Below are 25,311 nucleotides of genomic sequence, written 5' to 3'. Positions count from 1 at the left end.
GAAATTATTTTTGTAAATAGATTAAGAAGAGGCTTATTTATTATGAAAAAGATGGTTTGTAGGTGGTGAAAGTGTGAAGAATCGTGATAATAATCGTGATAATAATCGGAAGCAAAATTCGTTAAGCTCTAATTTTAGAATTCCACCCGAACTTATTGGGCCTACTTTCCCCCCTGTTCCAACTGGGTTTACAGGTATAGGGATTACTGGTCCAACCGGTCCACAAGGCCCAACAGGACCTCAAGGACCAAGAGGATTACAAGGTCCGATGGGGGAGATGGGCCCGACAGGACCTCAAGGTGTGCAAGGGATACAAGGATCAGTTGGGCCAATAGGTGCAACTGGACCAGAAGGACAGCAGGGCCCACAAGGATTGAGAGGACCACAAGGAGAAACTGGAGCGACAGGACCTCAAGGGGTGCAAGGGTTACAAGGTCCGATTGGTCCAACGGGAGCGACTGGGGCACAAGGTATACAAGGGATACAGGGATTACAGGGGCCAATTGGAGCGACGGGACCTGAGGGACCTCAAGGAATACAAGGCGTCCAAGGGTTACCGGGTGTAACTGGTCCACAAGGAATACAAGGAGCACAAGGGATACAAGGAACACAAGGACCGAGTGGAAATACAGGTGCAACCGGAGCAACTGGTCAGGGGATAACAGGCCCGACTGGAATAACAGGTCCAACTGGGATAACTGGACCATCTGGAGGACCTCCTGGTCCGACGGGGCCGACTGGTGCGACAGGTCCGGGCGGTGGACCGAGTGGAAGTACAGGTGCGACTGGAGCAACTGGGAATACTGGAGCTACAGGAAGTACAGGGGTAACAGGAGCAACGGGAAGTACAGGTCCGACTGGAAGCACGGGAGCACAGGGCTTGCAAGGAATCCAAGGGATTCAAGGGCCAATTGGGCCAACAGGTCCAGAAGGTCCGCAGGGTATTCAAGGTATTCCTGGTCCGACGGGAGTAACTGGTGAACAAGGAATACAAGGAGTTCAAGGTATTCAAGGGGCAACGGGAGCAACAGGAGATCAAGGTCCACAAGGTATACAGGGGGCTATAGGGCCTCAAGGGGCAACAGGGGCAACAGGAGATCAAGGTCCACAAGGAATACAAGGAGTACCAGGGCCATCAGGAGCAACAGGGCCACAGGGAGTTCAAGGGATACAAGGTCCGATGGGTGATATAGGACCAACAGGTCCAGAAGGCCCAGAGGGACTTCAGGGGCCGCAAGGAATTCAAGGTGTGCCAGGTCCAGTTGGAGCGACGGGTCCAGAGGGTCCTCAGGGGATACAAGGTATTCAAGGACCGGTAGGAGCAACAGGTCCACAAGGAATACAGGGAATACAAGGTGTGCAAGGGATAACGGGAACAACTGGAGTACAAGGAGCAACTGGAATTCAAGGGATACAAGGGGAAATAGGAGCAACGGGTCCAGAGGGTCCCCAAGGAGTGCAAGGTGCTCAAGGGGAGATTGGTCCAACAGGTCCGATGGGTCCCCAAGGTGTGCAAGGAGTACAAGGAATTCAAGGAGCGACGGGCGCACAAGGAGTGCAAGGTCCACAGGGAATTCAAGGAATCCAAGGTCCGACGGGGGCAACAGGAGATACGGGAGCAACTGGGGCGACAGGGGAAGGCACTACAGGTCCAACAGGAGTAACCGGTCCAACAGGGGTAACAGGACCATCTGGAGGACCAGCAGGACCGACCGGCCCAACGGGGCCATCAGGTCCGGCGGGAGTAACAGGTCCATCAGGTGGACCACCTGGCCCGACAGGAGTAACCGGGGCGACAGGAGTAACAGGAGATACTGGGGCGACAGGCTCAACTGGAGTGACAGGAGCGACAGGAGAAACGGGAGCAACCGGAGTGACGGGTTTGCAAGGTCCGCAAGGAATCCAAGGTGTGCAGGGAGAGATAGGTCCGACGGGTCCCCAAGGTGTTCAAGGTCCCCAAGGAATTCAAGGAGTAACGGGGGCCACTGGAGATCAAGGTCCGCAAGGGATTCAAGGCCCACAAGGCGACATAGGTCCAACCGGCCCACAAGGAATTCAAGGCCCACAAGGTTCTCAAGGAATCCAAGGAGCGACAGGGGGAACAGGAGCACAAGGTCCACAGGGAATCCAAGGTCCGCAAGGTGACATAGGTCCGACTGGGCCACAAGGTCCAACTGGAATCCAAGGGATACAAGGAGAAATAGGTCCAACAGGTCCAGAAGGCCCAGAAGGACTTCAGGGCCCGCAAGGAATACAAGGTGTTCAAGGGCCAGTTGGAGCAACGGGTCCAGAGGGTCCTCAGGGGATACAAGGCATTCAAGGACCGGTAGGAGCAACAGGCCCACAAGGTCCACAAGGAATACAGGGAATCCAAGGTGTGCAAGGGATAACGGGAGCAACTGGAGCACAAGGAGCAACTGGAATTCAAGGGATACAAGGGGAAATAGGAGCAACCGGTCCAGAGGGCCCCCAAGGAGTGCAAGGTATACAAGGGGTGATTGGTCCAACCGGTCCGATGGGGACACAGGGAGTGCAAGGAATTCAAGGGATTCAAGGAGCAACAGGTGCACAAGGAGTGCAAGGCCCACAAGGAATTCAAGGGATACAAGGTCCGACGGGAGCAACAGGAGATACGGGGGCAACCGGAGCGACGGGAGAAGGAACTACCGGTCCAACAGGAGTGACTGGTCCGTCAGGAGGACCAGCAGGACCGACCGGCCCAACGGGGCCATCAGGTCCGACAGGAGTGACAGGTCCATCAGGTGGACCACCTGGCCCGACAGGAGCAACAGGTGCGACAGGAGTAACAGGAGATACCGGGGCGACAGGCTCAACTGGAGTGACAGGAGCGACAGGAGCAACGGGAGCAACCGGAGTGACGGGTTTACAGGGCCCGCAAGGAATCCAAGGTGTTCAAGGAGAGATAGGTCCAACCGGTCCACAGGGTATTCAAGGTCCTCAAGGAATCCAAGGAGTAACGGGGGCAACCGGAGCACAAGGTCCCCAAGGAATTCAAGGCCCACAAGGCGACATAGGTCCAACCGGCCCGCAAGGAATTCAAGGTCCTCAAGGAATCCAAGGAGCGACAGGAGCAACAGGAGCACAAGGCCCACAGGGAATCCAAGGTCCACAAGGTGACATAGGTCCGACCGGCCCACAAGGCCCGCAAGGAATTCAAGGCCCGCAAGGAATTCAAGGTCCAACGGGAGCTACAGGAGCAACCGGAGCGACAGGTCCACAAGGGATTCAAGGTCCACAAGGAATTCAAGGCCCGCAAGGAATTCAAGGTCCAACGGGAGCTACAGGAGCAACCGGAGCGACAGGTCCCCAAGGAATTCAAGGCCCACAAGGAATTCAAGGCCCGCAAGGAATTCAAGGTCCAACGGGAGCTACAGGAGCAACCGGAGCGACAGGTCTCCAAGGAATTCAAGGCCCACAAGGAATTCAAGGCCCGCAAGGAATCCAAGGTCCAACGGGGGCTACAGGAGCAACCGGTTCACAAGGCCCAACTGGAGATACAGGTCCAACCGGAGCTGGAGCCACTGGAGCGACCGGGGCGACTGGAGTTAGTACAACTGCAACATATGCATTTGCGAATAATACATCAGGAACCGCTATTTCTGTTTTATTAGGTGGCACGAATGTACCATTACCGAACAATCAAAATATTGGTCCAGGAATTACTGTTAGTGGAGGAAATACTGTATTTACAGTTGCGAATGCAGGGAATTATTATATAGCTTATACAATTAATCTAACGGCAGGATTACTTGTAAGTTCTCGTATAACTGTAAATGGCAGTCCGCTTGCGGGAACGATAAATGCTCCGACAGTTGCTACTGGTTCATTTAGTGCAACAATAATTGCTAACTTGCCTGCTGGAGCTGCTGTTAGCTTACAGTTATTTGGAGTAGTTGCAATAGCTACATTATCTACAGCAACGCCAGGGGCTACCCTGACTATTATTAGATTAAGTTAATAAGCAGAGAACCTTGAAGCTTTTATGTTTCAAGGTTTTTTTATCTTTGTATTTGTAAGTAAACCTCGTTAACCAGGGGGAGTGAATCCCCTCTAATTATTTAAAGTTTCACTTTATTCACTTGAGCAAAAACATCGCAGTTCGAAAATATATTATAATAGAATGAAAAGAAAGAAATTTGGCAGAAAGGGAGGGTGGCGATGCAGGAGATGGTTAAAGATTTTTTTGGACGCCCACTTCAAGATTTACGTATATCTGTCATTGATCGTTGCAATTTTAGATGTACATATTGTATGCCAGCGGAAATATTTGGGCCAGAATATGCTTTTTTGAAAGACGAGTTTTTACTAACTTTTGATGAAATTGAGCGTTTGGCAAAATTATTTGTTAGCATCGGTGTACGGAAAATTAGACTTACTGGCGGTGAGCCACTGCTTCGTAAAGATTTAACAAAACTTATTGCACGTCTTGTGAAAATTGATGGGCTAATAGATATAGGGTTAACGACAAATGCTATTCATTTAACGAAACAAGCGAAGGCATTAAAAGAAGCTGGATTACATAGAGTGAATGTTAGTTTAGATGCGATAGATGATGACATATTTAAGAATATTAATGGTCGAAATATTAATACGAAACCGGTAATTAAGGGAATTATAGCAGCTAAAGAGGCGGGCTTGGAAGTAAAGGTAAATATGGTTGTGAAAAAAGGGATGAACGATCATCAAGTACTACCGATGGCTGCGTATTTTAAAGAGCAAGGAATCACGCTTCGGTTTATTGAGTTTATGGATGTTGGTAGTACAAATGGGTGGAATTTTGATCAAGTCGTTACAAAACGAGAATTGATTGAGATGATTCATAAGGTGTATCCGCTTGAGCCAGCTGAAGCGCATTACTTTGGTGAAGTTGCGAAGCGATATCGGTACGTTGGAACAAATGTTGAAGTTGGTTTTATTACATCTGTTTCTGAGTCATTTTGTGTCTCTTGTACGAGGGCGAGAATTTCGGCAGATGGAAAGTTTTATACGTGCTTATTTGCGACAGAGGGTTTGGATGTAAGAGAACTTCTTAGAGGAAATCTTTCGGATGAGGAGTTATTAAGTGTTATACAAGATGTATGGATGAATAGAAAAGATAGGTATTCGGATGAACGAACAGAAGAAAGTGCAAAAAATCGTCCGAAAATCGAAATGTCTTATATAGGAGGATAAGAAAGGGGGGTATCGCATGCAGGAGCGATATTCAAGACAAATATTATTTTCTGGTGTTGGAGAAGAAGGACAGAGAAAAATAAGAGAGAAGCATGTGCTTATTATTGGTGCTGGTGCTCTCGGTGCGGCAAATGCAGAAGCGATTGTTAGAGCGGGTGTTGGAAAAGTAACGATTGCTGATCGTGATTATGTAGAATGGAGTAATTTACAAAGACAACAACTATATACAGAAGAAGATGCAAAGCAGTATAAACCGAAGGCGGTAGCGGCAGCAGAGCATTTAAGAGCGATTAATTCTGAAGTGGAAATAAATCCGGTTGTGACAGATGTAACGGTGCAAGAAATGGAAGAATTAGTGAATGATGTAGATTTAATATTAGATGCGACAGATAATTTTGAAACGCGTCTTCTCATTAATGATATTTCACAAAAGTATAATATTCCGTGGATATATGGTGGGTGCGTTGGAAGCTACGGAGTAACGTATACAATTTTACCAGGGAAAACACCGTGTTTTCGCTGTTTAATGGAGCATCCGGCGAGCGGAGCAACATGTGACACAGCTGGTATTATACAACCGGCAGTACAATTAGTAGTTGCGCATCAAACTACGGAAGCGCTGAAAATATTAGTAGAAGACTACGGAGCGCTTCGTGAAACGATGTTATCATTTGATCTTTGGAATAATCAACAGATGGCATTTAAAGTGAATAGGCAGAAAAAAGATACTTGTTTATCTTGCGGAAGGTTACGTACATATCCGAGTTTAACATTTGAAGCACAAACGAAAACAGAAGTGTTATGTGGGCGAAATACAGTGCAAATTCGTCCAGGTGTGCGGAAGAATTTTAATTTGGAAGAAATTAAAAAGCGCTTACAAAGAAGCGTAGAGATAAAGGCGACACCTTATTTATTGTCGTTTCCGGTAGAAGAATATCGTTTTGTTTTATTTACAGATGGCAGAGTTTTCATTCATGGGACGAATGATATAAATGTAGCGAAAAGTTTATATGCAAGATATATAGGTTGAACCTAAAGGGAATCCTTTAGGTTCAACGGAGAAAGGATTATGAATTTCTCGTATAATCTCCACTTTTTCCGCCTGTTTTTTCAAGTAAGTAGGTTTCGCCGATAATCATACCTTTATCGACAGCTTTACACATATCATACACAGTAAGAGCGGTAGCCGAAGCAGCTGTTAAAGCTTCCATTTCAACACCGGTGCTACCTTCTGTTTTAACTTTTACTTCAATGAGTAAACGATATTGTTCTTCTGATTGTTTCCAATCGAAAGAAACGTCAACACCTTTTAATAGTAAAGGATGGCACATTGGGATAATATCAGAAGTTCGTTTCGCAGCCATAATGCCTGCGATTTGCGCAACTGCTAATACGTCACCTTTCCCAATTTCATTGTGAGAGATTTTATCGTAAATTTCTTTCGTAACGACAATGCTAGAGCACGCAATTGCTGTTCGAACGGTTGCTTTTTTGTCACTTATATCAACCATCTTCGCGCGTCCTTGGTCATTAAAGTGTGTAAATGAAGACATGGAATTCCTCCTTGAAGTAATTTCTATTGAATATATAAAGTTTAATCGAGATAAAAAAAATTGCAAATATGAGGTGAGAAACGATGGTAGAAAAACGAATTCCAATTCAAGTTGCTGAGGCAGTAGAACGGGTAATGAAATATGCAAAGCATGGTGAAGTAGAAGAAATTTCTATTACGGAAAGTTACGGGAGAATTCTCGGGGAAGATGTTGTCTCAGATCATGACGTTCCTCATTTTGATCGTTCCCCTTACGATGGTTTCGCCATTCGAGCAGAAGATACGAAAGAAGCAACTCAAGAGAATCCAGTTGAATTTGAAGTAATAGGAAAAATCGGGGCAGGTTCTGTTTTTACAGAAGAAGTAGGATCTTTTCAGGTGGTTCGTATTATGACAGGAGCAGCTATTCCACAAGATTGCAATGCAGTCGTAATGCTAGAGCTGACAGAAGGGTTTGAGAAGAACGGGAAAACATATATGAAGTTAAAACGCCCTTTTAATAACGGTGACAATGTGTCGTTTAAAGGAGAAGATATAAAACAAAATCAAGTTCTCGTTCAGAAAGGCGTTGCAATTAATCCAGGTGTTGCCGCCTTATTAGCAACGTTTGGATATAGCACTGTGAAAGTTGTAAAACAGCCTGTTGTCGGTATTGTAACGACAGGAAGTGAATTATTAGAAGTACATGAGCCGTTAGAACCGGGGAAAATTAGAAATAGTAACTCGTATATGATCGCAGCTCAAATTATGAAAGCTGGCGGGAAAGTTCGTTATTATGGTCAACTCGCGGATGAGTTAGATGCATGTTTTACAGCTGTTCAATCAGCGGTGGATGAGGTCGACATTTTAATTACAACAGGCGGTGTATCAGTAGGAGATTATGACTACTTACCAGCTATTTATGAAAGGTTACAGGCAAATGTACTCTTTAATAAGATAGCCATGAGGCCCGGAAGTGTAACGACAGTAGCTGAAGTTGATGGAAAGTTACTCTTTGGTTTATCAGGAAATCCGTCTGCTTGTTATGTAGGCTTTGAATTATTTGTGCATCCAATTATAAAAACGTATTTGTATGCGAAGGAACCTCACGTATATAGAGCGGATGCTATTTTACAAAAAGATTTTCCAAAGCCAAATCCATTTACTCGTTTCGTAAGAGCGAACGTAACAATTGTGGACGGGGCGTTACAAGCGATGCCAGTTGGTTTAGATAAATCGAGTGCGGTATCTTCACTTGCAGATGCGAATGCTTTTATCGTGTTACCTGGAGGAACGAGAGGATTTGAGACCGGAATGAAAGTATCCGTATTATTGTTAGAGCACTCTGAGGGATGTGATTGGCCATGGGCAAAGCCCCTTCAATCTTACAAATAGTAGGATATCAAAATAGCGGGAAAACAACACTTGTTGAGAAAGTGGTGCATGCATTAGCTGAACGAAAAATGAAAGTTGCTACAATTAAACATCACGGGCACGGAGGCTTTCCAGAAGTAGCGCAAAAAGATAGCGAAAGACACCGTAAAGCTGGTGCTGTCGTAAGTAGTGTAGAAGGTGCTGGATTGCTTTCACTTTCTTCACTAAGAAAGAAATGGTCCTTGCAAGAAATTATTCGCTTATATGAGTTTTTTGAAGTGGATACAATTTTAATAGAAGGCTATAAAAAAGAGAATTACTCGAAAGTAGTGTTACTTCGTTCTGCGGAAGACATTGAGCTTTTACATAAAGTAGAAAATATAGTGGCGGTTATTACGTGGTATGATGTTCCGGCAAATATACGAGAAGAATATAAAGTATTTCATATAACAGAAGAAGAGTTGTACATAGACTGGTTTTTACAAACGGTTAGGAGTGCGAAATGATAAATACATATTATGAAGTAATTGATACAGAAATCTCAATTGAAGAAGTAACGAAGAAAGTAATTCGACGTGAATGCGGTGCTGTTACAACATTTATTGGAACGGTTAGAGAGTTTACGAAAGGGCGTCGTACATTATACTTAGAGTATGTTGCTTATAAGACGATGGCAGAAAAGATGCTAGAGAAAATTGGCTTGGAAGTGAAAGAGAAATGGCCAGGTACATATGTTGCGATTACACATCGCATCGGTACGTTGCAAATTTCTGATATAGCGGTTGTTGTTGCTGTTTCAACACCACACCGTAAAGCGGCTTATGAAGCGAACGAATATATTATGGAACGCATAAAACAAATTGTTCCGATTTGGAAAAAGGAGTTTTGGGAAGATGGTGACTCATGGATTGGTGATCAATTAGAAAAAACACCATATCCGGCGGGAGAGCCTGGGAAGGAGCTATAAGTATGATTAGAGTATTGTTATTTGCGCACTTGCAAGAAGAAGCAGGGACAAGTGAATTACAAATAGAGAAAGAAAATATTACGGTTGCACAGTTAAAAGATGTTGTTGCGAACGAATATAATGTACCAGTTTCAGAGCCAATTATGGTTGCGATTAATGAAGAATACGCAAATGAAGATGACAGGGTCCAATCTGGTGATGTTGTTGCACTAATTCCACCAGTGAGCGGTGGTTAATATTGGATTTATTAAAACGACTTTCCTACATAGGGAAAGTCGTTTTTTTATGGCAGTTTTGAGAACACTAATCTATAGAACAAGGAGGGAACTATGAAAAAAATATGTGTCGTTATCACAATGCTATGTGTGGCCTTTTTCTCTTCTCCAAGCGATTCTTTCGCGAAAGAATCAAGAGAACAGCTTTTAGAGAGTGCATTATCAAATAGGTACTATTCAGTTATTAGACAAGTGACAGAAGATCAATATGAATGTGCTTCAGTTATAGATATAAAGCGTCTCGGCAAGAAAGATGAATTTGTTCCTAGATACGAATTGAAGCTACAATTTCTTACATTTCAAGGAGCGCATAATCCGCCGAACGATAAAGTTACGCTTACTTTGGAAGATCATTTAGATCACGTAAAGATAAAGAAAGTGGAGCGAGAAAAGAATGTTTCTGACGCTATTGCAGAAAAAGTTTGTGAACGGGAAAAAGAAAAAATAAAAGCTCACTCTAACGACTTAGAGTGATAATCTATGGCATTTAGTAAAGAAAGGTAATGAGTGATGGATATATTTTTAGCGATTTTACCAGCTATATTTTGGGGAAGTATTGTGCTATTTAACGTAAAACTGGGCGGGGGCCCGTATAGTCAAACGCTCGGAACAACATTTGGAGCACTTATTTTTTCAATTGTTGTTTATATTTTTATGAAGCCAGTATTAACACCTACCGTTATCGGAGTTGGAGTTGTGTCAGGTTTATTTTGGGCGCTTGGTCAGGCGAATCAATTGAAAAGTATTGATTTAATGGGTGTTTCGAGGACGATGCCAATTTCAACAGGACTTCAATTAGTCGCGACGACTTTATTTGGCGTTATCGTATTTCATGAATGGTCCACGACAATATCGGTCGTTCTTGGGGTTTTAGCGCTCGTTTGTATTATTATCGGTGTTATTTTAACATCGCTTCAAAGTGAAGAAGAAAAGAATGCAGAGCAAGCAGCAAACTTTAAAAGAGGTATCGTAATTTTATTAATTTCAACAGTCGGTTATTTAGTTTACGTAGTAGTAATTAGGTTATTTAACGTAGATGGCTGGTCGGCTTTGTTGCCACAAGCAGTTGGTATGGTGTTAGGTGGGATTTTGCTTACCTTTAAACATCATCCATTTAATAAATATGCAATTCGCAATATTATTCCAGGATTAATTTGGGCAGCTGGAAATATGTTTTTATTCATTTCACAGCCGCGTGTTGGAGTCGCAACAAGTTTCTCGCTATCGCAAATGGGAATTATTATTTCCACGCTTGGTGGGATCCTTATATTAGGTGAAAAGAAAACGAAACGTCAATTAACGGGTATCGTTGTCGGTATCGTTTTTATTATCGCAGCCGGAATTATGTTAGGTATAGCCAAAAGTTAAAGGAGGTATGGAAATGTATAGTGATTTAGCAGGGAAAGTTGTCGTTATTACAGGATCAGCAACTGGTCTCGGAAGAGCGATGGGAGTGAGGTTTGCTAAGGAAAAAGCGAAAGTGGTTATTAATTATCGCTCACGAGAATCAGAAGCGAATGATGTGTTAGAAGAAATTAAAAAGGTAGGCGGCGAAGCGATTGCTGTAAAAGGTGATGTAACCGTCGAATCAGATGTTGTGAATCTCATTCAATCTGCTGTGAAAGAGTTTGGTACGCTTGACGTTATGATTAATAATGCAGGGATAGAAAACGCGGTACCGTCGCATGAAATGCCGCTTGAAGATTGGAATAGGGTAATTAATACAAATTTAACAGGTGCTTTTTTAGGAAGTCGTGAAGCGATTAAATATTTTGTAGAACATGATATTAAAGGGTCTGTCATTAATATGTCTAGTGTTCATGAGAAAATTCCGTGGCCACTATTTGTGCACTATGCAGCAAGTAAGGGTGGCATTAAACTGATGACAGAAACGCTAGCGTTAGAATATGCGCCAAAAGGTATTCGAGTAAATAATATTGGGCCAGGTGCAATTAATACGCCAATTAATGCCGAAAAGTTTGCTGATCCTAAAAAACGTGCTGACGTAGAAAGTATGATACCTATGGGCTATATTGGAAAACCTGAAGAAATCGCAGCAGTAGCAACTTGGCTTGCTTCATCAGAGGCGAGTTACGTAACTGGAATTACGTTATTTGCAGATGGTGGAATGACTTTATACCCATCGTTTCAAGCTGGGCGTGGGTAATATGAAAAGGACAAAGAGTTTTATCTCTTTGTCCTTTTTTACAAAAAAAATAGCGTTCGGCTATTTTAAAATTAATGATTAATTGTATCTTGAAGAAATTCTGTTGCTTGATGTTCAGTAACATTTTGTACGAGCGCGACTTCGCTGATCATCATTTTTCGTGCATTATCTAGCATTTGTTTTTCGCTCGCATTTAATGTTCTCTCTTTATTACGGCGAAGTAAATCCCGAACCACTTCTGCGCTATCTTGTAAATTGCCATTTTTCATTTTTTCCATATTCATTGTATATCTTTGTTTCCATGAGAGTGATGGGTCTGACTCCCCGTTTTGAAATTCAAGAAGTATATCATCTAACGTACCTCGATCAACGATATAACGAATACCTGATTTTTTTAATTGTTCCATCGGAAGCATTACTTGCATATCTTTACTAATGATGCGTATCACACAATATTGACGTGAAGTACCTAATATTTCTTTCTCTTCAATTGCTTCGATAATTCCTGCACCGTGCATTGGATAAACGATTTTATCACCAATTTGAAACAAATCATCCACCTCCATATGTGGTAACCACTTTTAATGATAGCATACGCATGTAAAAATGTCAAATTTTATATAATAACATAACATTTATATTAGAGTCAATAATATGGAGTGGTTTTTTTTATGTTTTTTTGAACATATTTATCCCGCATTAACGGGCGATAAGACCCCCATCTCAAAATTTAGAAAAAGCAAAGAAGTTAGGTGGGGGGCGGGCTGATTAAAGTTTCACTTTATAGTGATTTTTTTAGAAAAATAGTACAGGTGAGAAAGAAGGCATATCCACTTATTTTTAAGCATAAAATGTAAAAGCGCTAATACAATATACCTAAATCCGTTCTTTGCAAAGGAGGGAGAGAAGGTGGGGCGCACAATAAAAATTGATATTACAAATAAAGTTGTAGCTAAATTTAGACCAAATTATTTGGAATTATATACGAGTAAATTTATGATAGGTAAGTTTTATGTCTATACTGAAGATAAAAAATATGTGTTAGAAGACGGATATATATATGAGAATGGAAAGTTTTATCGCATCATAGATACGCACCGTGGCAATAATCAAGCGGCGGAGGGCTGCGATCTAGGATGGTGTTAACATGATTCGTGTGAAAGTGTTTGATGAAAGTCACGAAAAAGACTTAGAAGACGCTGTGAATGTGTTTTTGAAAAAGATTGATGATAGCAACTTTGTAGATATTAAGTATCAAGTTGGTGTTTCCATTAACGACGATGAAAACCAAATTTATTGTTTTTCAGCAATGATCGTTTATAAAGCATAAAAAAGAGCTGGCTCACCCAGCTCTTTTTTATGTTTTATGTTGGGACAACATGTGTCGGTAATACGTTCATAATAGATTGGGGTGTGCCTAATTTCTTTGTCGTTAAAAGAGGCTCCCCTGTTTCATGATTTTGGGCATCTTTACACATACCAAGGTGATAACGATCACCTAAAAATGGATCAATATAAAAACCATTTTTGAATACTTTATCATTCGGATGTTTTTCATGATGAATATCAGAGCAGTTAATGCAATAGAACATAGCTTTCATCCCCTTTTTATTTTTGTTTGAAAAAAGTGAGTCGGTAGTCATTTCGCTCCTGAGGAAATGTTGAGGAGAAGAGAAATAACTACCTACTCAAATGGTGGGCATATTCCTTCTGATTTGTCATATCTCGCGTATTGTCCCTTGAGGGAAGGAGGAGAGACGAAGTACGCATGATATAAGTAAGGCGCTTCTCTCAAGATAAATGATGGAGTTTCATGTTGAGAGAAGTTTTTATTTTGTATTGCCTTTGTGAGTATATTATGAGGAAATGCTAAGAGGGTGTTTGTCCTGTTGAAAAAATGTTGAGAATTTCTCAACAGTAAAAGAATTAGCGTTGACATGAAACTAAAAGGTGTTATATTATCGAAGTATAACCAAAAGGTGTTATGTTATAACGCCGAGTAAAGGAGAATGAAAATGGAACAACAAAATACATTAAATGATATTAAACAAACAATCGTTTTTAACGCGTCTATTCAAAAGGTATGGAGTGTAGTATCAACTGCAGAAGGGATTGCGTCATGGTTTATGCCAAATGATTTTGTATTAGAGGTAGGACATGAATTTCATGTGCAATCACCATTTGGGCCATCACCATGTAAAGTGTTAGAGATTGATGAGCCAAACTATTTATCTTTCTCATGGGATACAGATGGCTGGGTTGTTTCATTTAATTTGAAAGACTTAGGAGATAACAAAACAGAATTTACGTTAATTCACGGCGGCTGGAAACATCCTGATGAAATTCTTCCGAAAGCAAATGCGAAGAGCTCTATTATTCGCGATAGAATGAGCGGTGGTTGGGTAGCGATTGTAAATGAAAAACTGAAAAAGGTTGTCGAAGGCTAAGTGTCCTCGTCAGCAGCGAAATATGATGTATTTCAAGCAATTGCTGATCCAACCCGCCGAGAAGTAATACGGTTATTAAGTGACAAAGAGTTACCGATTTCCAAAATAACGGATCATTTTCCGATGAGTCGTACTGCGGTTGTAAAGCACCTTCATATTCTTTCGGAAGCGAATTTAGTAAGTGGAAGAAAGAGCGGAAGAGAGAAGATATATCGCTTGCATCCAGAGCCATTAGAGGAATTACAGCAGTGGCTCTCGTATTATGAACGTTTTTGGGATAATAAATTGTCCATGCTGAAACATATTGTGGAGAATGAAGAGTAAAAAGAGGATGACCGAAATGGTCATCCTCTTTATTATTGCTCACTTGTTTGTGTAGCTGGCTTTAATAAAAGCCAAGCGATAATTAATGTACATACTGCTAATACGAAAGTACTCATATAAATGACGTGTACACTTGCTGCTAATGCGGATTGTGATTCAGTGGCTACACTTGCTGTAGTCCCGCCGTGTCCACCAGATACAAGATCAAGGTTTTTAATGCCGCGTGCATGAATCATCGTATTAAAGATTGTTCCAAAGATTGCAGCACCTAACGTTTGACTGAATGTATTAATAAATGTGTTTAAACCAACGGCTGTTCCGCGTGTATGAGCTGGTACGGCTGCTTGAATTGTTACCATGTAAATCGGTGTCACAAGCCCCATTCCTAAGCCGAATAATCCGACTGCTACATAAATAAGGAACGATGGTGAATTTGTTGATAGTGTAAATAATAAGAACGTAGCGACTGATAAAATGCTAGCTCCAAGTAAAATGATTTGTTTCGTTTTTAATTTGCCTACTAAGTTACCAGAGAAAATAGCGCCAAATGTCCACATAACAGGGATTGGCATTAAAATAAGTCCAGCTTCTGTAGCATTTTTCCCTAATACACCTTGGCTCCAAATTGGAAGGTACATTGTAATACTAATAATCATTGCGCCAGCAATAAGAGTTAATATATTTATCGTAGATAATGTACGGTTAGAGAAAAGTGCTAGCGGAATTAATGGTTCTGGAGATTTTTTCTCGATGAATAAGAAAATAATAAATGAAATAGCGGCAAAGATTAATAGGCCGATAATTGTCATGTCTCCCCAGTTTTGCTTACTGCTACCTGTTAATAATGCATATAGTAGAGCGATTGTACTTAATGAGAAGACTGTTGCACCAAGATAATCGATATGATGCTTAGCAGGTTTAATAGATTCTTTGTAGTAAATTGCAATCATTAAGCAAGCGATAATTCCGAATGGAACGTTTAGGAAGAAAATATAGCGCCAAGAAAGGGAATCAACTAAAAATCCACCTACTAACGGTCCGATAACACCGGATACACCCCAAACGGCACTCATCCAACCTTGTGCTTTCGCGCGGTCTTTCGCTTCGCTATATAAGTCTCCAATAATCGTCATTGTGATTGGCATAACAGCACCAGCACCGATACCTTGAAGCGCGCGGAAAAAGATTAATTGTTCCATCGATGTAACGACTCCGCAAAGTGCAGAACCGACTAAAAAGATTGTAGCTCCGATCAGTAAAACTTTTTTACGGCCAAATAAATCAGCGAGCTTTCCGTATATTGGAGTCGAAACAGCTGTTGCAAGCATATAAATTGCATATACCCAACTAACAAGTTCGACGCCTGACAAATCACTCGTTATACGAGGGATTGCTGTACTAACAATCGTTCCTTCTACCGCAGAAAGAAACGTCATTAACATTAAAGACATCATGACTTTTTTTCTCATTTGTTTTCCCCTTACCCTTTTTTAAATATTCAACAATATAAAATATAAAGGTACTAAGGTAAATAAAGCAACAAAAAAGCAATGGAAAGTTACATGGAGCAGATATTTGTCGCTTCTTGTCGGTAAGTCGATAAATTTGGAAAATCGCCGATATAAGTTGCAGAATCGCTGATAAATTTGGGGAATCGCCGATATAAGTTGCGGAATCGCTGATATATTTGTGGAATTGCTCATATAATTTCATGTACCTATAAAAAAAGAAACAGGAATCCCTGTTTCTTTTTTTAATACTGCATTTTCGCGTTTTCTCCAGCTGTCGTTCCGGCAATTCTACCAGTAACAAGGGCTGATGTAATATTATAGCCACCAGTATAACCGTGAATATCAAGAACTTCTCCGCAGAAATATAAGCCGTTCGTAAATTTAGAAGACATTTCTTTCGGGTTAATTTCTTTCACGGATACACCGCCGCCAGTAACGAATGCTTTTTCAATTGACTGCGTACCATTTACATTCACAGTAAACTCTTTAAAGTCTTTCACAAGTGCACGAATCTTTTCGTGAGAAACTTGTCCAGCTTGTTCGCTACCGTCAATTTCATTTTTTTCTAATAAGAATAGGAAGTAACGTTCAGGAACATAACCTTTTAAAACGTTTTTAATTCCTTTTTTCGGATCTTCTTTCATTTGTTTCAGCATGCGCTGAAATAGTTGCTCACTATTTTCCTCTGGCAATGCATCAATACTCATTTGTATTGTATTCGTTTTAAACTTTTTCAGTGCTTTCACGACGAATTGACTACAGCGAAGAGCAGCGGGTCCGGATAGGCCGAAATGAGTGAAGAGCATGTCCATTTTGTGAGAAATGATAGCTTTTCCTTTCGGGTTTAATACACTTAAGTTTATATCACGTAAAGCAAGGCCTTGTAATGAGCGGTCACGTATAAACGGCTCGTTTGAAAGGATAGGTACTTCTGTTGGGAATAATTCTGTGATTGTATGACCCGCTTTTTCAGCCCAAGCATATCCGTCTCCAGTAGATCCAGTTTGAGGAACTGATTTTCCGCCAACAGCGATAACGACGTGATTTGTTTCTAACACTTCACCTGTTTGCAGTATAACTGCTTTCGTTTGACCATTTTCATATTCAATCGTTTCAACAGGCGTATTTGTACGAATTTTTACACCTAAGTCTTTTAATCGTGTTAAAAGTGCGTCTACAACAGATTGTGCTTTGTTTGACACAGGGAACATGCGACCATGGTCTTCTTCTTTCAATTTAACACCAAGATTTTCGAAGAATGTAATAATATCTTCATTATTAAAAATAGAAAAAGCGCTGTATAAGAAGCGACCGTTTCCTGGTATATGTTTAACAATTTCATCAAGTGGTAGACGGTTCGTTACGTTACAGCGTCCGCCACCAGAAATTGCAAGTTTACGCCCAAGTTTATTTCCTTTATCAAGAAGTAAGACATTTGCGCCTTCTTCTGCAGCACCAATTGCAGCCATTAGCCCAGAAGGACCGCCGCCGATGACAATAACATCATAATGCATAATATATCGACCTCATTTTCTACATTTCCTGCCTAAAAGAATAGCATGTTTTCCCTTAAAAGAAAAATAGAGTGAAGTACTGCTTAATGAGAGAATTGTGGTACAATACAAAAGTTAGAGTTCAGCACTATCCTGCCATTTGTAGGCGATAAGACTAAAACCTCAAGATTTAGGAGAAGTAAATAGGGAGTCTGTTAGCCTGTAAATGCTCGAATGGTTCAACTAATAAGGAGTAGGAGAGAAGTCTCCAACTAATTATAGTTTCACTTTATGTAGATGTAGGAGGATTTTTGTATGTCCGATTCAAAATTTCTGCGCGGAACGCTTATTGTTACGCTAGGGACATTTTTAGTAAAGTTCTTAGGCATGATTTACGTCTTTCCGTTTCATGCATTAGTAGGAACAGAAGGCGGAACGCTCTATACATATGGATACATTCCATATACGATCTTTTTAAGTATCGCAACGGCAGGTGTGCCACTTGCTGTTTCAAAATTTGTTTCCAAATATAATGCGCTTGGCGATTATAAAACGAGCCGGAGAATGTTCCGCTCGGGAATGGTTATGATGATAGTAACAGGAGTTCTTTCGTTCCTAGTACTGTACATGACGGCGCCATTGTTTGCAGAAGCGATGCTTGGTAAACAAAGTATACACAATAATGTAGGAGAAGTTACGACGATTATTCGTCTTGTAAGTTTCGCACTTATTGTTGTACCAGCAGCGAGTTTAATTCGTGGTTATTTCCAAGGTCACCAGTCTATGGGACCAACTACCGTTTCACAAATTATTGAACAAATTATTCGTATCGTCTTTTTATTAGCAGGTAGTTTTATCGTTATTAAAGTACTTGGCGGTACAGTTGCAACAGCAGTTGGAGTAGCGACATTTGCTGCGTTCGTTTCAGCGGTTGGAGCACTCGGTGTGTTAATTTGGTACTGGTTAAAACGTAAAAAATATTTGGATCAATATCTAATTGAACAAACTGTACCAGAATCAACAGTAAGCACCGTTCAATTGTTTAAAGAGTTATTTGCATATGCGATTCCTTACGTTGTAATTGGGTTAACAATTCCTTTATATCAACAAATTGATACATTGACATTTAACTCAATTATGCAGGCGATTGGTCAAGGTGATATCGCAGAGCGAGCTCTCGGTATTTTCACAATGTGGACGCATAAGTTAATTATGATTCCTGTATCACTTGCAACAGCGTTTAGTTTAACGCTTGTACCAGCAATTACAAAATCATTTACTGAAAAACAATACCGCTATTTGAAATTGCAAATTACACAAACATTCCAGGCGAATATGTTTTTAACATTGCCAGCAGTTGTCGGTATTTCTTCACTGGCATATCCAATTTATACTGCGTTTTACGATTCAGATCCACTAGGTGGACAAGTATTAATGTGGTATGCACCAGTTGCGTTGTTATTCGCTTTATTTACAGTAACAGCGGCAATCCTGCAAGGTATTAACCAGCAGAAGCATGCGATTATTGCGCTTATAATGGGCGTTATTTTGAAATTTGTATGTAACGTAATCTTTATTCGTTATTTCGGTACAGTAGGAGCAATTCTAGCAACAGCAGTTGGTTTCTTAGCTTCTGTTTGGTACACAAATCAACAAATTAAAAAATACGCACACTATTCATTCGGTGTTGTATATAAAAGAACATTCCAAATTGCAGTACTAACACTTATAATGGTCGTTGCTGTAAAACTATCACAATGGCTTCTATCCTTCATGATTTCGCCTGATGGCCGTATTGGTGCTCTTATAACAGTTGCAATTTGTGCAGGTATTGGCGGTCTTGTTTACGGATTGTTAGCAATTCGCACAGGAGTACTTGAAAGAGTATTTGGCGGAGAAGCATTAGATAAAATTCAACGTAAACTTGGTAGTAGATTTAAAATAAAGTTGAAATCAAGAGGGGCGTAATTACGTCCCCTTTTCTATGATAAATAAAGAAGGTGAAAAACGTGAGATTAGATAAATTATTAGCAAATATGGGATATGGAAGTAGAAAAGAAGTAAAGAAATTATTGAAAGACGGCGTTGTGAAAATTGATGGAACGCCAGTAAAAGATGCGAAAGTTCATGTAAATGTAGAAGAGCAAGAAGTTATGATTCACGGTGAAGTTGTGGAATACAAAGAATTTGTTTACTTAATGATGCATAAACCACAAGGTGTTATTTCAGCGACGGAAGATGATAATCATGAAACAGTAATAGATTTATTAGAATTAGAAGATGCAATCTTTGATCCGTTCCCAGTTGGACGACTTGATATCGATACGGAAGGTTTCTTATTGATAACAAATGATGGGAAGTTATCACATCAATTATTATCTCCGAAAAAGCATGTGCCGAAAAAATATTATGCACACGTTGCAGGAGTAGTAACAGAAGAGGATGTAAAAGAGTTTGCTAAAGGTGTTATTTTAGATGATGGCTATGAAACAAAGCCAGGTGCACTTACAATATTGAAAAGCGATGATATTTCTGAAATTGAGCTTGTGATTACGGAAGGGAAATTCCATCAAGTAAAGCGTATGTTTGAAGCGGTAGGAAAAAAAGTAGTCTACCTAAAGAGAACAGAGATGGGTCCGTTAGTATTAGATGAAGAACTAGAACTTGGACAATACCGAGAGCTAACAGATGAAGAAGTAGAAATGTTAAAAACATATCAAGTAGATACTGACAAGTAGTACCTTTATAGGCGCAGAAAAGACCCCTTTCTAATAATTAGAAAGGGGTATGTATTTATTTACATACAATTATTTTTCGTTATGAGGTCATTCTCACTTTCTTTCCTGTTGTTGTCCACTTACCGCGGCAAGGGCTATACACGAGTTCATTAAACTGCAACACATTTAGATCACGTTGTATCGTTCGCGGTGTGATCCCGAACTCATCTACAAGGTCTTTCGTCGTTACCGTTCCGTTTTCATTGATGTACATATAAATTGATTTAATGCGTGTTAGCATACGAGTAGTTGTAGGTTTCAAGAGAAAACCACTCCTCTACTAGTTTTTTTGACCCCATTCAGGAAAGAAGGTCGTTACTACCATTGTACTCTACATGATAAAATTCATGCTTTAATCTACTTAAATTTTACAGAAATTTAACAAATATTCATATAGAAAAATATTGGTAGTTGACATTGTATATATGGTCAGTCAACTAACACATAAAATTCTACGTAAAACGCCAAATTCCTGCAAATTTTTTTGAAAAAATAAAAGAAAAACTAATACGAAATATCTGAAATATTACAATTGTTCGGTATTTAGTTTTCGTGTATGGCATAAGAGATTTCGGTTTGTTATGATGAAAGAAACAATATAGTGAAGGATGGATGCGTGATGTCAGCAATTAATTGGACAGAAGAAGTTGCGAAACGAAAAGATGATTTAATTCGTGATACACAACAATTTTTACAAATTAAAAGTGTATGGGAAGAAGAATCGGCGAAAGAGGGCGCACCATTCGGTGAAGGTGTAGAAAAAGCTTTATCTTTCATGTTACATAAAGGAGAAACTGAAGGTTTTGCTTCTAAAAATTTAGAAGGATATGCAGGTCATCTTGAAATGGGACAAGGAGAAGAGTTAGTAGGTATTCTTTGTCACGTTGATGTTGTACCAGAAGGAGATGGCTGGACGACTCCTGCATATAGTGCGGATATTCGCGATGGAAAGATTTTTGCACGTGGTGCAATTGACGATAAAGGCCCAACGATGGCAGCATATTATGCGATGAAAATTGTGAAAGAATTAGGCTTACCTCTTTCCAAACGTGTTCGTATGATTATAGGAACAGATGAGGAAAGTAATTGGAAATGTGTAGATCACTACTTTAAAAATGAAGAAATGCCAACAATCGGTTTTGCACCAGATGCAGACTTTCCAATTATTAATGCAGAAAAAGGAATTTCTGACATACAAGTTGTGCAAAATGGTAGTGAAGAGAAAAAAGGTACATATGAACTTGTTTCATTTGATTCAGGGCGCCGTTTAAATATGGTTCCTGATTTTGCAGAAGCGGTTATAACAGGAGAAGATGTAAATGCACTTACAGTAGCATATGAAGAGTATTTACAAACTGCTAAAAAAATAGGGAAATCGACTATAGAAGGAAATGCAGTGACGTTGCAAATAGAAGGAATTTCAGCGCACGGATCTACTCCTGAAAAAGGAGAAAATGCAGGTTTATTATTAGCAAACTTCTTAACTACAGTTTCACTTGATGGAAAAGCAACTGCATTTGCGACATTTGCAACAGAAACATTTACTGGTGATATTTTTGGTGAAAAAGCTACTATTGCTTATAAAGATGAAATTAGCGGTCCGTTAACAGTGAATGTCGGTCGCATTTCTTATACGAAAGAAAACGGTGGTAACTTAGGGCTAAACGTACGTTACCCAGTTACAACTAACTTTGAAGAAACAATTGTGAAGTTGAAAGAATATGTTGGTACGCATGGTTTTGAAGTGGCTGACTATTCTAATTCTCGCCCACATCACGTCGATAAAGATCACGTATTAATCCGTACGTTACAACGTGTGTATGAAGAACAAACAGGTGAAAAAGCAGAACTATTAGCAATCGGCGGCGGTACTTATGCTCGTTCATTAAAAGCTGGTGTGGCATTTGGGCCGCTATTCCCTGGAAAAGAAGAACTTGCACATCAAAAAGATGAGTATATCGAAATTGAAGACTTATTAAAAGCAACAGCAATTTACGCGCAAGCAATTCATGAATTAGCGAAGTAATGGATATATAAATAATGTCCGCTCTCTATTTTGGAGAGCGGCTTCTTTTTACCTGAATGAGATAAGAAAGAAAAGCAACAATAGAAAGAAGGAGAAGATGTACATGGAACTGCATTATTTTGTCGCAATTACGTTACCGAATCATATAAAAGAAATGCTGTATAACTATAAAAAGGACATGCAAGAGGAATTACAATTTCGTTCATGGGTACATAAAGAAGACTATCATATTACCCTTTCATTTTTAGGGAGTGCAACGGAGGAACAATTAGAGGGAATAAAAAATGGATTACAAACAGTTGCAGAAACAAAAGAACTATCGTTCACGTTACAAGGTTTTTCAACGTTTGGTAGGGAAGATCAGCCCCGTATTTTTTGGGCGAAGGTAAGTGAGAATCACGATTTGTTTCAGTTGCAAAAGCAAGTACATGCCATTTGTGAAGAAAATGGATTTTCTCTAGAAATACGCCCGTATCACCCGCATATTACCGTTGCTCGTAAATGGATAGGAGAAGAAAAGTTTCGTTTAGAAAGTATAAAAGAAGTGCCTGAAATATCATTTCAAGCAGATACAATTACTTTATACGAATCCCACGTGAAAGAAACCCCGAAGTATAAATCGATTGCTGAAATAAAATTACAAAAATAGAATGTTGAAAACGTTTTTTATGCAGGTGAATATACTATAGAGAAGAATGGAGTTACTGTATAGAGTCTTGTTGATAAGAAAAGCCTTATCATTTGCAGCTCATTTTATCTCGCCTAATTGGTGAAGGCTAATAATAAGTGAGGATGGAAAAATTTTCTCGCTCATTAAAGTTTCACTTTATTTTAACTTTGAGAATGATGGTGATTTTTTTATGTTGAAAGTAAAACGTCCATTTGATGCCTATTTAGATGAAATGAATAAAATTACAATTTTGCTCCCACATGCGTATGGAACAAGTCGGACATTTCGTTTGCAAGAAGGAAGTAATGTGAAAGATTTACCGATTGCTCATACTATTGCGCTTCCAGATGCAACGAAGTATGAGTGCTTTATAGAAGAGCCGCTAGATGTGGGGAAGTATTATACAGTACGAGATGAACGGAATGAAGAAACTGATTTACAAATAGGTGCTGTTATTCGAACAAAAATTTTCGAGGAAAAGTATTATTACGAAGGTACAGATTTAGGTGCTGTGTATCAAAAACAAGAAACGACATTTAAAGTATGGGCCCCAACTGCAAGGCTTGCGAAAGTAAGAATTTATAAGAGTGATAAAGAATATACCGATCATGAAATGTACAGGGGAGAAAACGGAGTTTGGATTCAAACATTACAAGGTGATTTAGACGGAGCACGCTATACATTTCTTGTTTGTATTAATTTAATATGGAACGAAGCGGTGGATCCTTACGCAAAGTCAGTGACTGTAAATGGAAAGTATGGCATTGTTATCGATTTAGAAAAGACGACTGTAACGAAACGAGAGCAATTACCACCATTACAAGCAATGACAGATGCCATATTGTATGAATTGCATATTCGTGATGCTACTATTCATCCGAACAGTGGAGTGAGTAAAAAAGGGACGTATAAAGGGCTAATGGAAGAAGGAACAACAGGACGAAATGGGACATTGACAGGTTTGTCTCATATAAAAGATTTAGGCGTTACGCATGTTGAATTATTACCTTTATATTGTTTCGGTGGTGTAGATGAGGCGAATCCTTCGTCCGCCTATAATTGGGGATATAATCCATTATATTACAATGCACCAACAGGATTTTATGCTACAAACCCCTCTGATCCGTATAACAGGATAGTTGAGTGCAAACAACTAATTGAAACATTTCATGAACAAGGTATTAGGGTGATTATAGATGTTGTATATAATCATGTTTATGAAAGAGAGCTATCATCATTTGAGAAGCTTGTTCCAGGATATTATTTTCGTCATGGTGAAGATGGTATGCCTTCTAATGGGACGGGAGTCGGAAATGATGTAGCGTCTGAACGGAAAATGATGAGGAAATTCATTGTAGAGTCTATTTTATATTGGCTTACTGAATACAATGTCGATGGATTCCGATTCGACTTAATGGGAATTTTAGATGTTGATACAATGAATATGATAGAGAAAGAAGTGCGAAACATAAAACGAGATGCTTTGTTATTAGGAGAAGGATGGGATTTACAAACACCGCTTCCTCTTGAGGAAAAAGCAACGTTAAATAATGCGAAGAAAATGCCACATATCGCGCAGTTTAATGATCAATTTCGTGATGGGATAAAAGGGAGTACATTTCATATAAATAAGCGTGGTTTTGCATTTGGTGGGCATGTAGACTGTAATCATTTGCAGTATATTGCAGCAGGAAGTCTTTTAAGTATGAAAGAAACAGGGCTGTTTTTAGAGCCGGCGCAAAGCATTAACTATGTAGAATGTCATGATAATATGACGATGTGGGATAAACTAGTGCGCAGTAATGAAGAATCAGAAACGATTTTGAAAAAACGTCACCTATTAGCGAGCGCAATGGTTATTCTTTCACAAGGCATTCCTTTCTTACACGCAGGGCAAGAGTTTTATCGTACGAAGAAAGGAAATGAAAATAGTTATAATGCAAATGATGAGATCAATCAATTAGATTGGGATCAAAAAGAGAAAGAGATAGAAACCGTTAACTATATAAAAGGTTTAATTGCGATTCGTAAAGAGCATGGGGCATTCCGATTACAAAATGCAGACCTTATAAAAAAACATATGACTTTTTTACAAACATCTACAGAAGTACTTGCATATCACCTAGAGCATGCAGAATCGTTTGGGCCGTGGAAAGAGATTATCGTCTTATTTAATAGCGGTTTAGAAGCTAAAACTGTGCAACTTCCGAAAGAAGCAACGTGGCATGTGTTAGTAAACGAAAACGAAGCGAAAATAGAGCCAATTTCTTCATTTAGAGGAAAGGAACTTAGGCTCGCTCCAATTAGCACGTATATATTGACGATAATGTGACAAATCGCTACTTGACGATGAGAATGTAATAAATGTAGAATTGACAAAGGTGACGATTTTGATAAGTTGTCATTCTATGACAGGTTTTGTAAAATAAAATAGAGGATTTTTGGCTTAGGCTAATTTTTCTTTTCATTTACAGTAAAATATATGAATCCACAACATGTGTAGAACTGTTGCGGTTTTTCTTTTCATAACTATAAAAGATAAGGATTTGTTAACGG

At 39.8% G+C, this 25,311-nt stretch carries 25 protein-coding genes; 19 read left to right on the top strand and 6 right to left on the bottom strand.

Annotated features, from left to right (window positions below):
• Positions 1-73 precede the first annotated feature (73 nt).
• The 3 genes from DN407_RS23395 to DN407_RS23380 all read left to right on the top strand — a co-directional run bounded on the left by DN407_RS23395 (position 74) and on the right by DN407_RS23380 (position 6,223).
• The gene (locus tag DN407_RS23395; protein WP_149216664.1) at positions 74-3,979 is read left to right on the top strand and encodes a BclA-related collagen-like exosporium protein; all 3,906 of its coding nucleotides are present in this window, start codon (positions 74-76) and stop codon (positions 3,977-3,979) included.
• Between the two features lie 200 nt (positions 3,980-4,179).
• Positions 4,180-5,193: a GTP 3',8-cyclase MoaA gene (gene moaA, locus DN407_RS23385; protein ID WP_001157117.1), complete on the top strand. Its 1,014-nt coding sequence runs from the start codon at positions 4,180-4,182 to the stop codon at positions 5,191-5,193.
• Between the two features lie 16 nt (positions 5,194-5,209).
• Entirely contained in the window at positions 5,210-6,223 is a 1,014-nt protein-coding gene (locus tag DN407_RS23380; protein ID WP_149216663.1) for a molybdopterin-synthase adenylyltransferase MoeB, read from the top strand.
• Between the two features lie 37 nt (positions 6,224-6,260).
• Here DN407_RS23380 and moaC read toward each other — a convergent pair whose 3' ends face one another.
• Positions 6,261-6,746 (bottom strand): cyclic pyranopterin monophosphate synthase MoaC, encoded by a 486-nt coding sequence (gene moaC, locus DN407_RS23375; protein WP_000094146.1) that lies wholly within the window; start codon positions 6,744-6,746, stop codon positions 6,261-6,263.
• 83 nt (positions 6,747-6,829) lie between these two features.
• Here moaC and moeA point away from each other — a divergent pair, with 83 nt between their 5' ends.
• From moeA to DN407_RS23340, 7 genes are all read left to right on the top strand, one after another.
• Positions 6,830-8,119, top strand: a complete 1,290-nt coding sequence (moeA, locus tag DN407_RS23370) for a molybdopterin molybdotransferase MoeA (RefSeq protein ID WP_149216662.1) — start codon at positions 6,830-6,832, stop codon at positions 8,117-8,119.
• Entirely contained in the window at positions 8,089-8,604 is a 516-nt protein-coding gene (mobB, locus tag DN407_RS23365) for a molybdopterin-guanine dinucleotide biosynthesis protein B (protein WP_000513645.1), read from the top strand. The genes moeA and mobB overlap by 31 nt, the downstream gene beginning before the upstream one ends.
• Positions 8,601-9,065, top strand: coding sequence for a molybdopterin synthase catalytic subunit MoaE (gene moaE, locus DN407_RS23360; RefSeq protein ID WP_000611226.1), 465 nt, complete (start codon positions 8,601-8,603; stop codon positions 9,063-9,065). The genes mobB and moaE overlap by 4 nt, the downstream gene beginning before the upstream one ends.
• Positions 9,066-9,067: 2 nt before the next feature.
• Positions 9,068-9,301, top strand: a complete 234-nt coding sequence (gene moaD, locus DN407_RS23355) for a molybdopterin converting factor subunit 1 (RefSeq protein ID WP_000621778.1) — start codon at positions 9,068-9,070, stop codon at positions 9,299-9,301.
• A 93-nt stretch (positions 9,302-9,394) separates the two neighbouring features.
• Positions 9,395-9,814: a DUF3888 domain-containing protein gene (locus DN407_RS23350; RefSeq protein ID WP_000717677.1), complete on the top strand. Its 420-nt coding sequence runs from the start codon at positions 9,395-9,397 to the stop codon at positions 9,812-9,814.
• A 36-nt stretch (positions 9,815-9,850) separates the two neighbouring features.
• Positions 9,851-10,708: a glucose uptake protein GlcU gene (glcU, locus tag DN407_RS23345; protein ID WP_000350867.1), complete on the top strand. Its 858-nt coding sequence runs from the start codon at positions 9,851-9,853 to the stop codon at positions 10,706-10,708.
• 13 nt (positions 10,709-10,721) lie between these two features.
• Positions 10,722-11,507, top strand: a complete 786-nt coding sequence (locus DN407_RS23340) for a glucose 1-dehydrogenase (RefSeq protein ID WP_000286673.1) — start codon at positions 10,722-10,724, stop codon at positions 11,505-11,507.
• A 71-nt stretch (positions 11,508-11,578) separates the two neighbouring features.
• On the opposite strand, the gene DN407_RS23335 is transcribed toward DN407_RS23340, so the two are convergent.
• Complete coding sequence (locus tag DN407_RS23335; protein WP_000451446.1) at positions 11,579-12,073, bottom strand: CarD family transcriptional regulator; 495 nt, start codon at positions 12,071-12,073, stop codon at positions 11,579-11,581.
• Positions 12,074-12,416: 343 nt separating this feature from the next.
• On the opposite strand from DN407_RS23335, the gene DN407_RS23330 reads away from it, so the two are divergent.
• Positions 12,417-12,653 carry a DUF2553 family protein gene (locus DN407_RS23330; RefSeq protein WP_000533804.1) on the top strand — a complete coding sequence of 79 codons (237 nt, stop codon included), beginning with the start codon at positions 12,417-12,419 and terminating at the stop codon, positions 12,651-12,653.
• Between the two features lies 1 nt (position 12,654).
• The gene (locus tag DN407_RS23325; RefSeq protein ID WP_000621751.1) at positions 12,655-12,837 is read left to right on the top strand and encodes a sporulation protein Cse60; all 183 of its coding nucleotides are present in this window, start codon (positions 12,655-12,657) and stop codon (positions 12,835-12,837) included.
• 34 nt (positions 12,838-12,871) lie between these two features.
• Here DN407_RS23325 and DN407_RS23320 read toward each other — a convergent pair whose 3' ends face one another.
• On the bottom strand, positions 12,872-13,099 hold the full coding sequence (locus DN407_RS23320) for a DUF3973 domain-containing protein (RefSeq protein WP_000498988.1): 228 nt from the start codon (positions 13,097-13,099) through the stop codon (positions 12,872-12,874).
• Positions 13,100-13,522: 423 nt separating this feature from the next.
• Here DN407_RS23320 and DN407_RS23315 point away from each other — a divergent pair, with 423 nt between their 5' ends.
• Entirely contained in the window at positions 13,523-13,954 is a 432-nt protein-coding gene (locus tag DN407_RS23315) for an SRPBCC family protein (protein ID WP_000437770.1), read from the top strand.
• Positions 13,955-14,278, top strand: a complete 324-nt coding sequence (locus DN407_RS23310) for an ArsR/SmtB family transcription factor (RefSeq protein ID WP_000098837.1) — start codon at positions 13,955-13,957, stop codon at positions 14,276-14,278.
• 32 nt (positions 14,279-14,310) lie between these two features.
• On the opposite strand, the gene DN407_RS23305 is transcribed toward DN407_RS23310, so the two are convergent.
• Complete coding sequence (locus DN407_RS23305) at positions 14,311-15,747, bottom strand: MDR family MFS transporter (protein ID WP_149216661.1); 1,437 nt, start codon at positions 15,745-15,747, stop codon at positions 14,311-14,313.
• Positions 15,748-16,031: 284 nt separating this feature from the next.
• Positions 16,032-17,303 carry a BaiN/RdsA family NAD(P)/FAD-dependent oxidoreductase gene (locus DN407_RS23300; protein ID WP_000558859.1) on the bottom strand — a complete coding sequence of 424 codons (1,272 nt, stop codon included), beginning with the start codon at positions 17,301-17,303 and terminating at the stop codon, positions 16,032-16,034.
• 294 nt (positions 17,304-17,597) lie between these two features.
• On the opposite strand from DN407_RS23300, the gene DN407_RS23295 reads away from it, so the two are divergent.
• Together DN407_RS23295 and DN407_RS23290 are read left to right on the top strand one after the other, a co-directional pair.
• Positions 17,598-19,250 (top strand): putative polysaccharide biosynthesis protein, encoded by a 1,653-nt coding sequence (locus tag DN407_RS23295; protein ID WP_001284029.1) that lies wholly within the window; start codon positions 17,598-17,600, stop codon positions 19,248-19,250.
• A 41-nt stretch (positions 19,251-19,291) separates the two neighbouring features.
• Complete coding sequence (locus DN407_RS23290; protein ID WP_001234946.1) at positions 19,292-20,020, top strand: pseudouridine synthase; 729 nt, start codon at positions 19,292-19,294, stop codon at positions 20,018-20,020.
• 79 nt (positions 20,021-20,099) lie between these two features.
• Here DN407_RS23290 and DN407_RS23285 read toward each other — a convergent pair whose 3' ends face one another.
• Positions 20,100-20,321 (bottom strand): DeoR family transcriptional regulator, encoded by a 222-nt coding sequence (locus DN407_RS23285; RefSeq protein WP_000805512.1) that lies wholly within the window; start codon positions 20,319-20,321, stop codon positions 20,100-20,102.
• A gap of 357 nt (positions 20,322-20,678) precedes the next feature.
• Between DN407_RS23285 and pepV the strand changes: the two genes are divergently transcribed.
• The 3 genes from pepV to pulA all read left to right on the top strand — a co-directional run bounded on the left by pepV (position 20,679) and on the right by pulA (position 25,087).
• The gene (gene pepV, locus DN407_RS23280; RefSeq protein ID WP_001274251.1) at positions 20,679-22,085 is read left to right on the top strand and encodes a dipeptidase PepV; all 1,407 of its coding nucleotides are present in this window, start codon (positions 20,679-20,681) and stop codon (positions 22,083-22,085) included.
• A 103-nt stretch (positions 22,086-22,188) separates the two neighbouring features.
• Positions 22,189-22,734, top strand: a complete 546-nt coding sequence (gene thpR / locus DN407_RS23275; RefSeq protein WP_000418996.1) for an RNA 2',3'-cyclic phosphodiesterase — start codon at positions 22,189-22,191, stop codon at positions 22,732-22,734.
• Positions 22,735-22,945: 211 nt separating this feature from the next.
• Complete coding sequence (gene pulA, locus DN407_RS23270; protein WP_098023081.1) at positions 22,946-25,087, top strand: type I pullulanase; 2,142 nt, start codon at positions 22,946-22,948, stop codon at positions 25,085-25,087.
• Positions 25,088-25,311: the final 224 nt, after the last annotated feature.

The organism is Bacillus sp. JAS24-2 (assembly GCF_008274905.1).
Lineage (GTDB): Bacteria > Bacillota > Bacilli > Bacillales > Bacillaceae_G > Bacillus_A > Bacillus_A cereus.
Note: the sequence above shows the minus strand (reverse complement) of the source record. Positions and strands in the feature narration are given on the sequence as shown.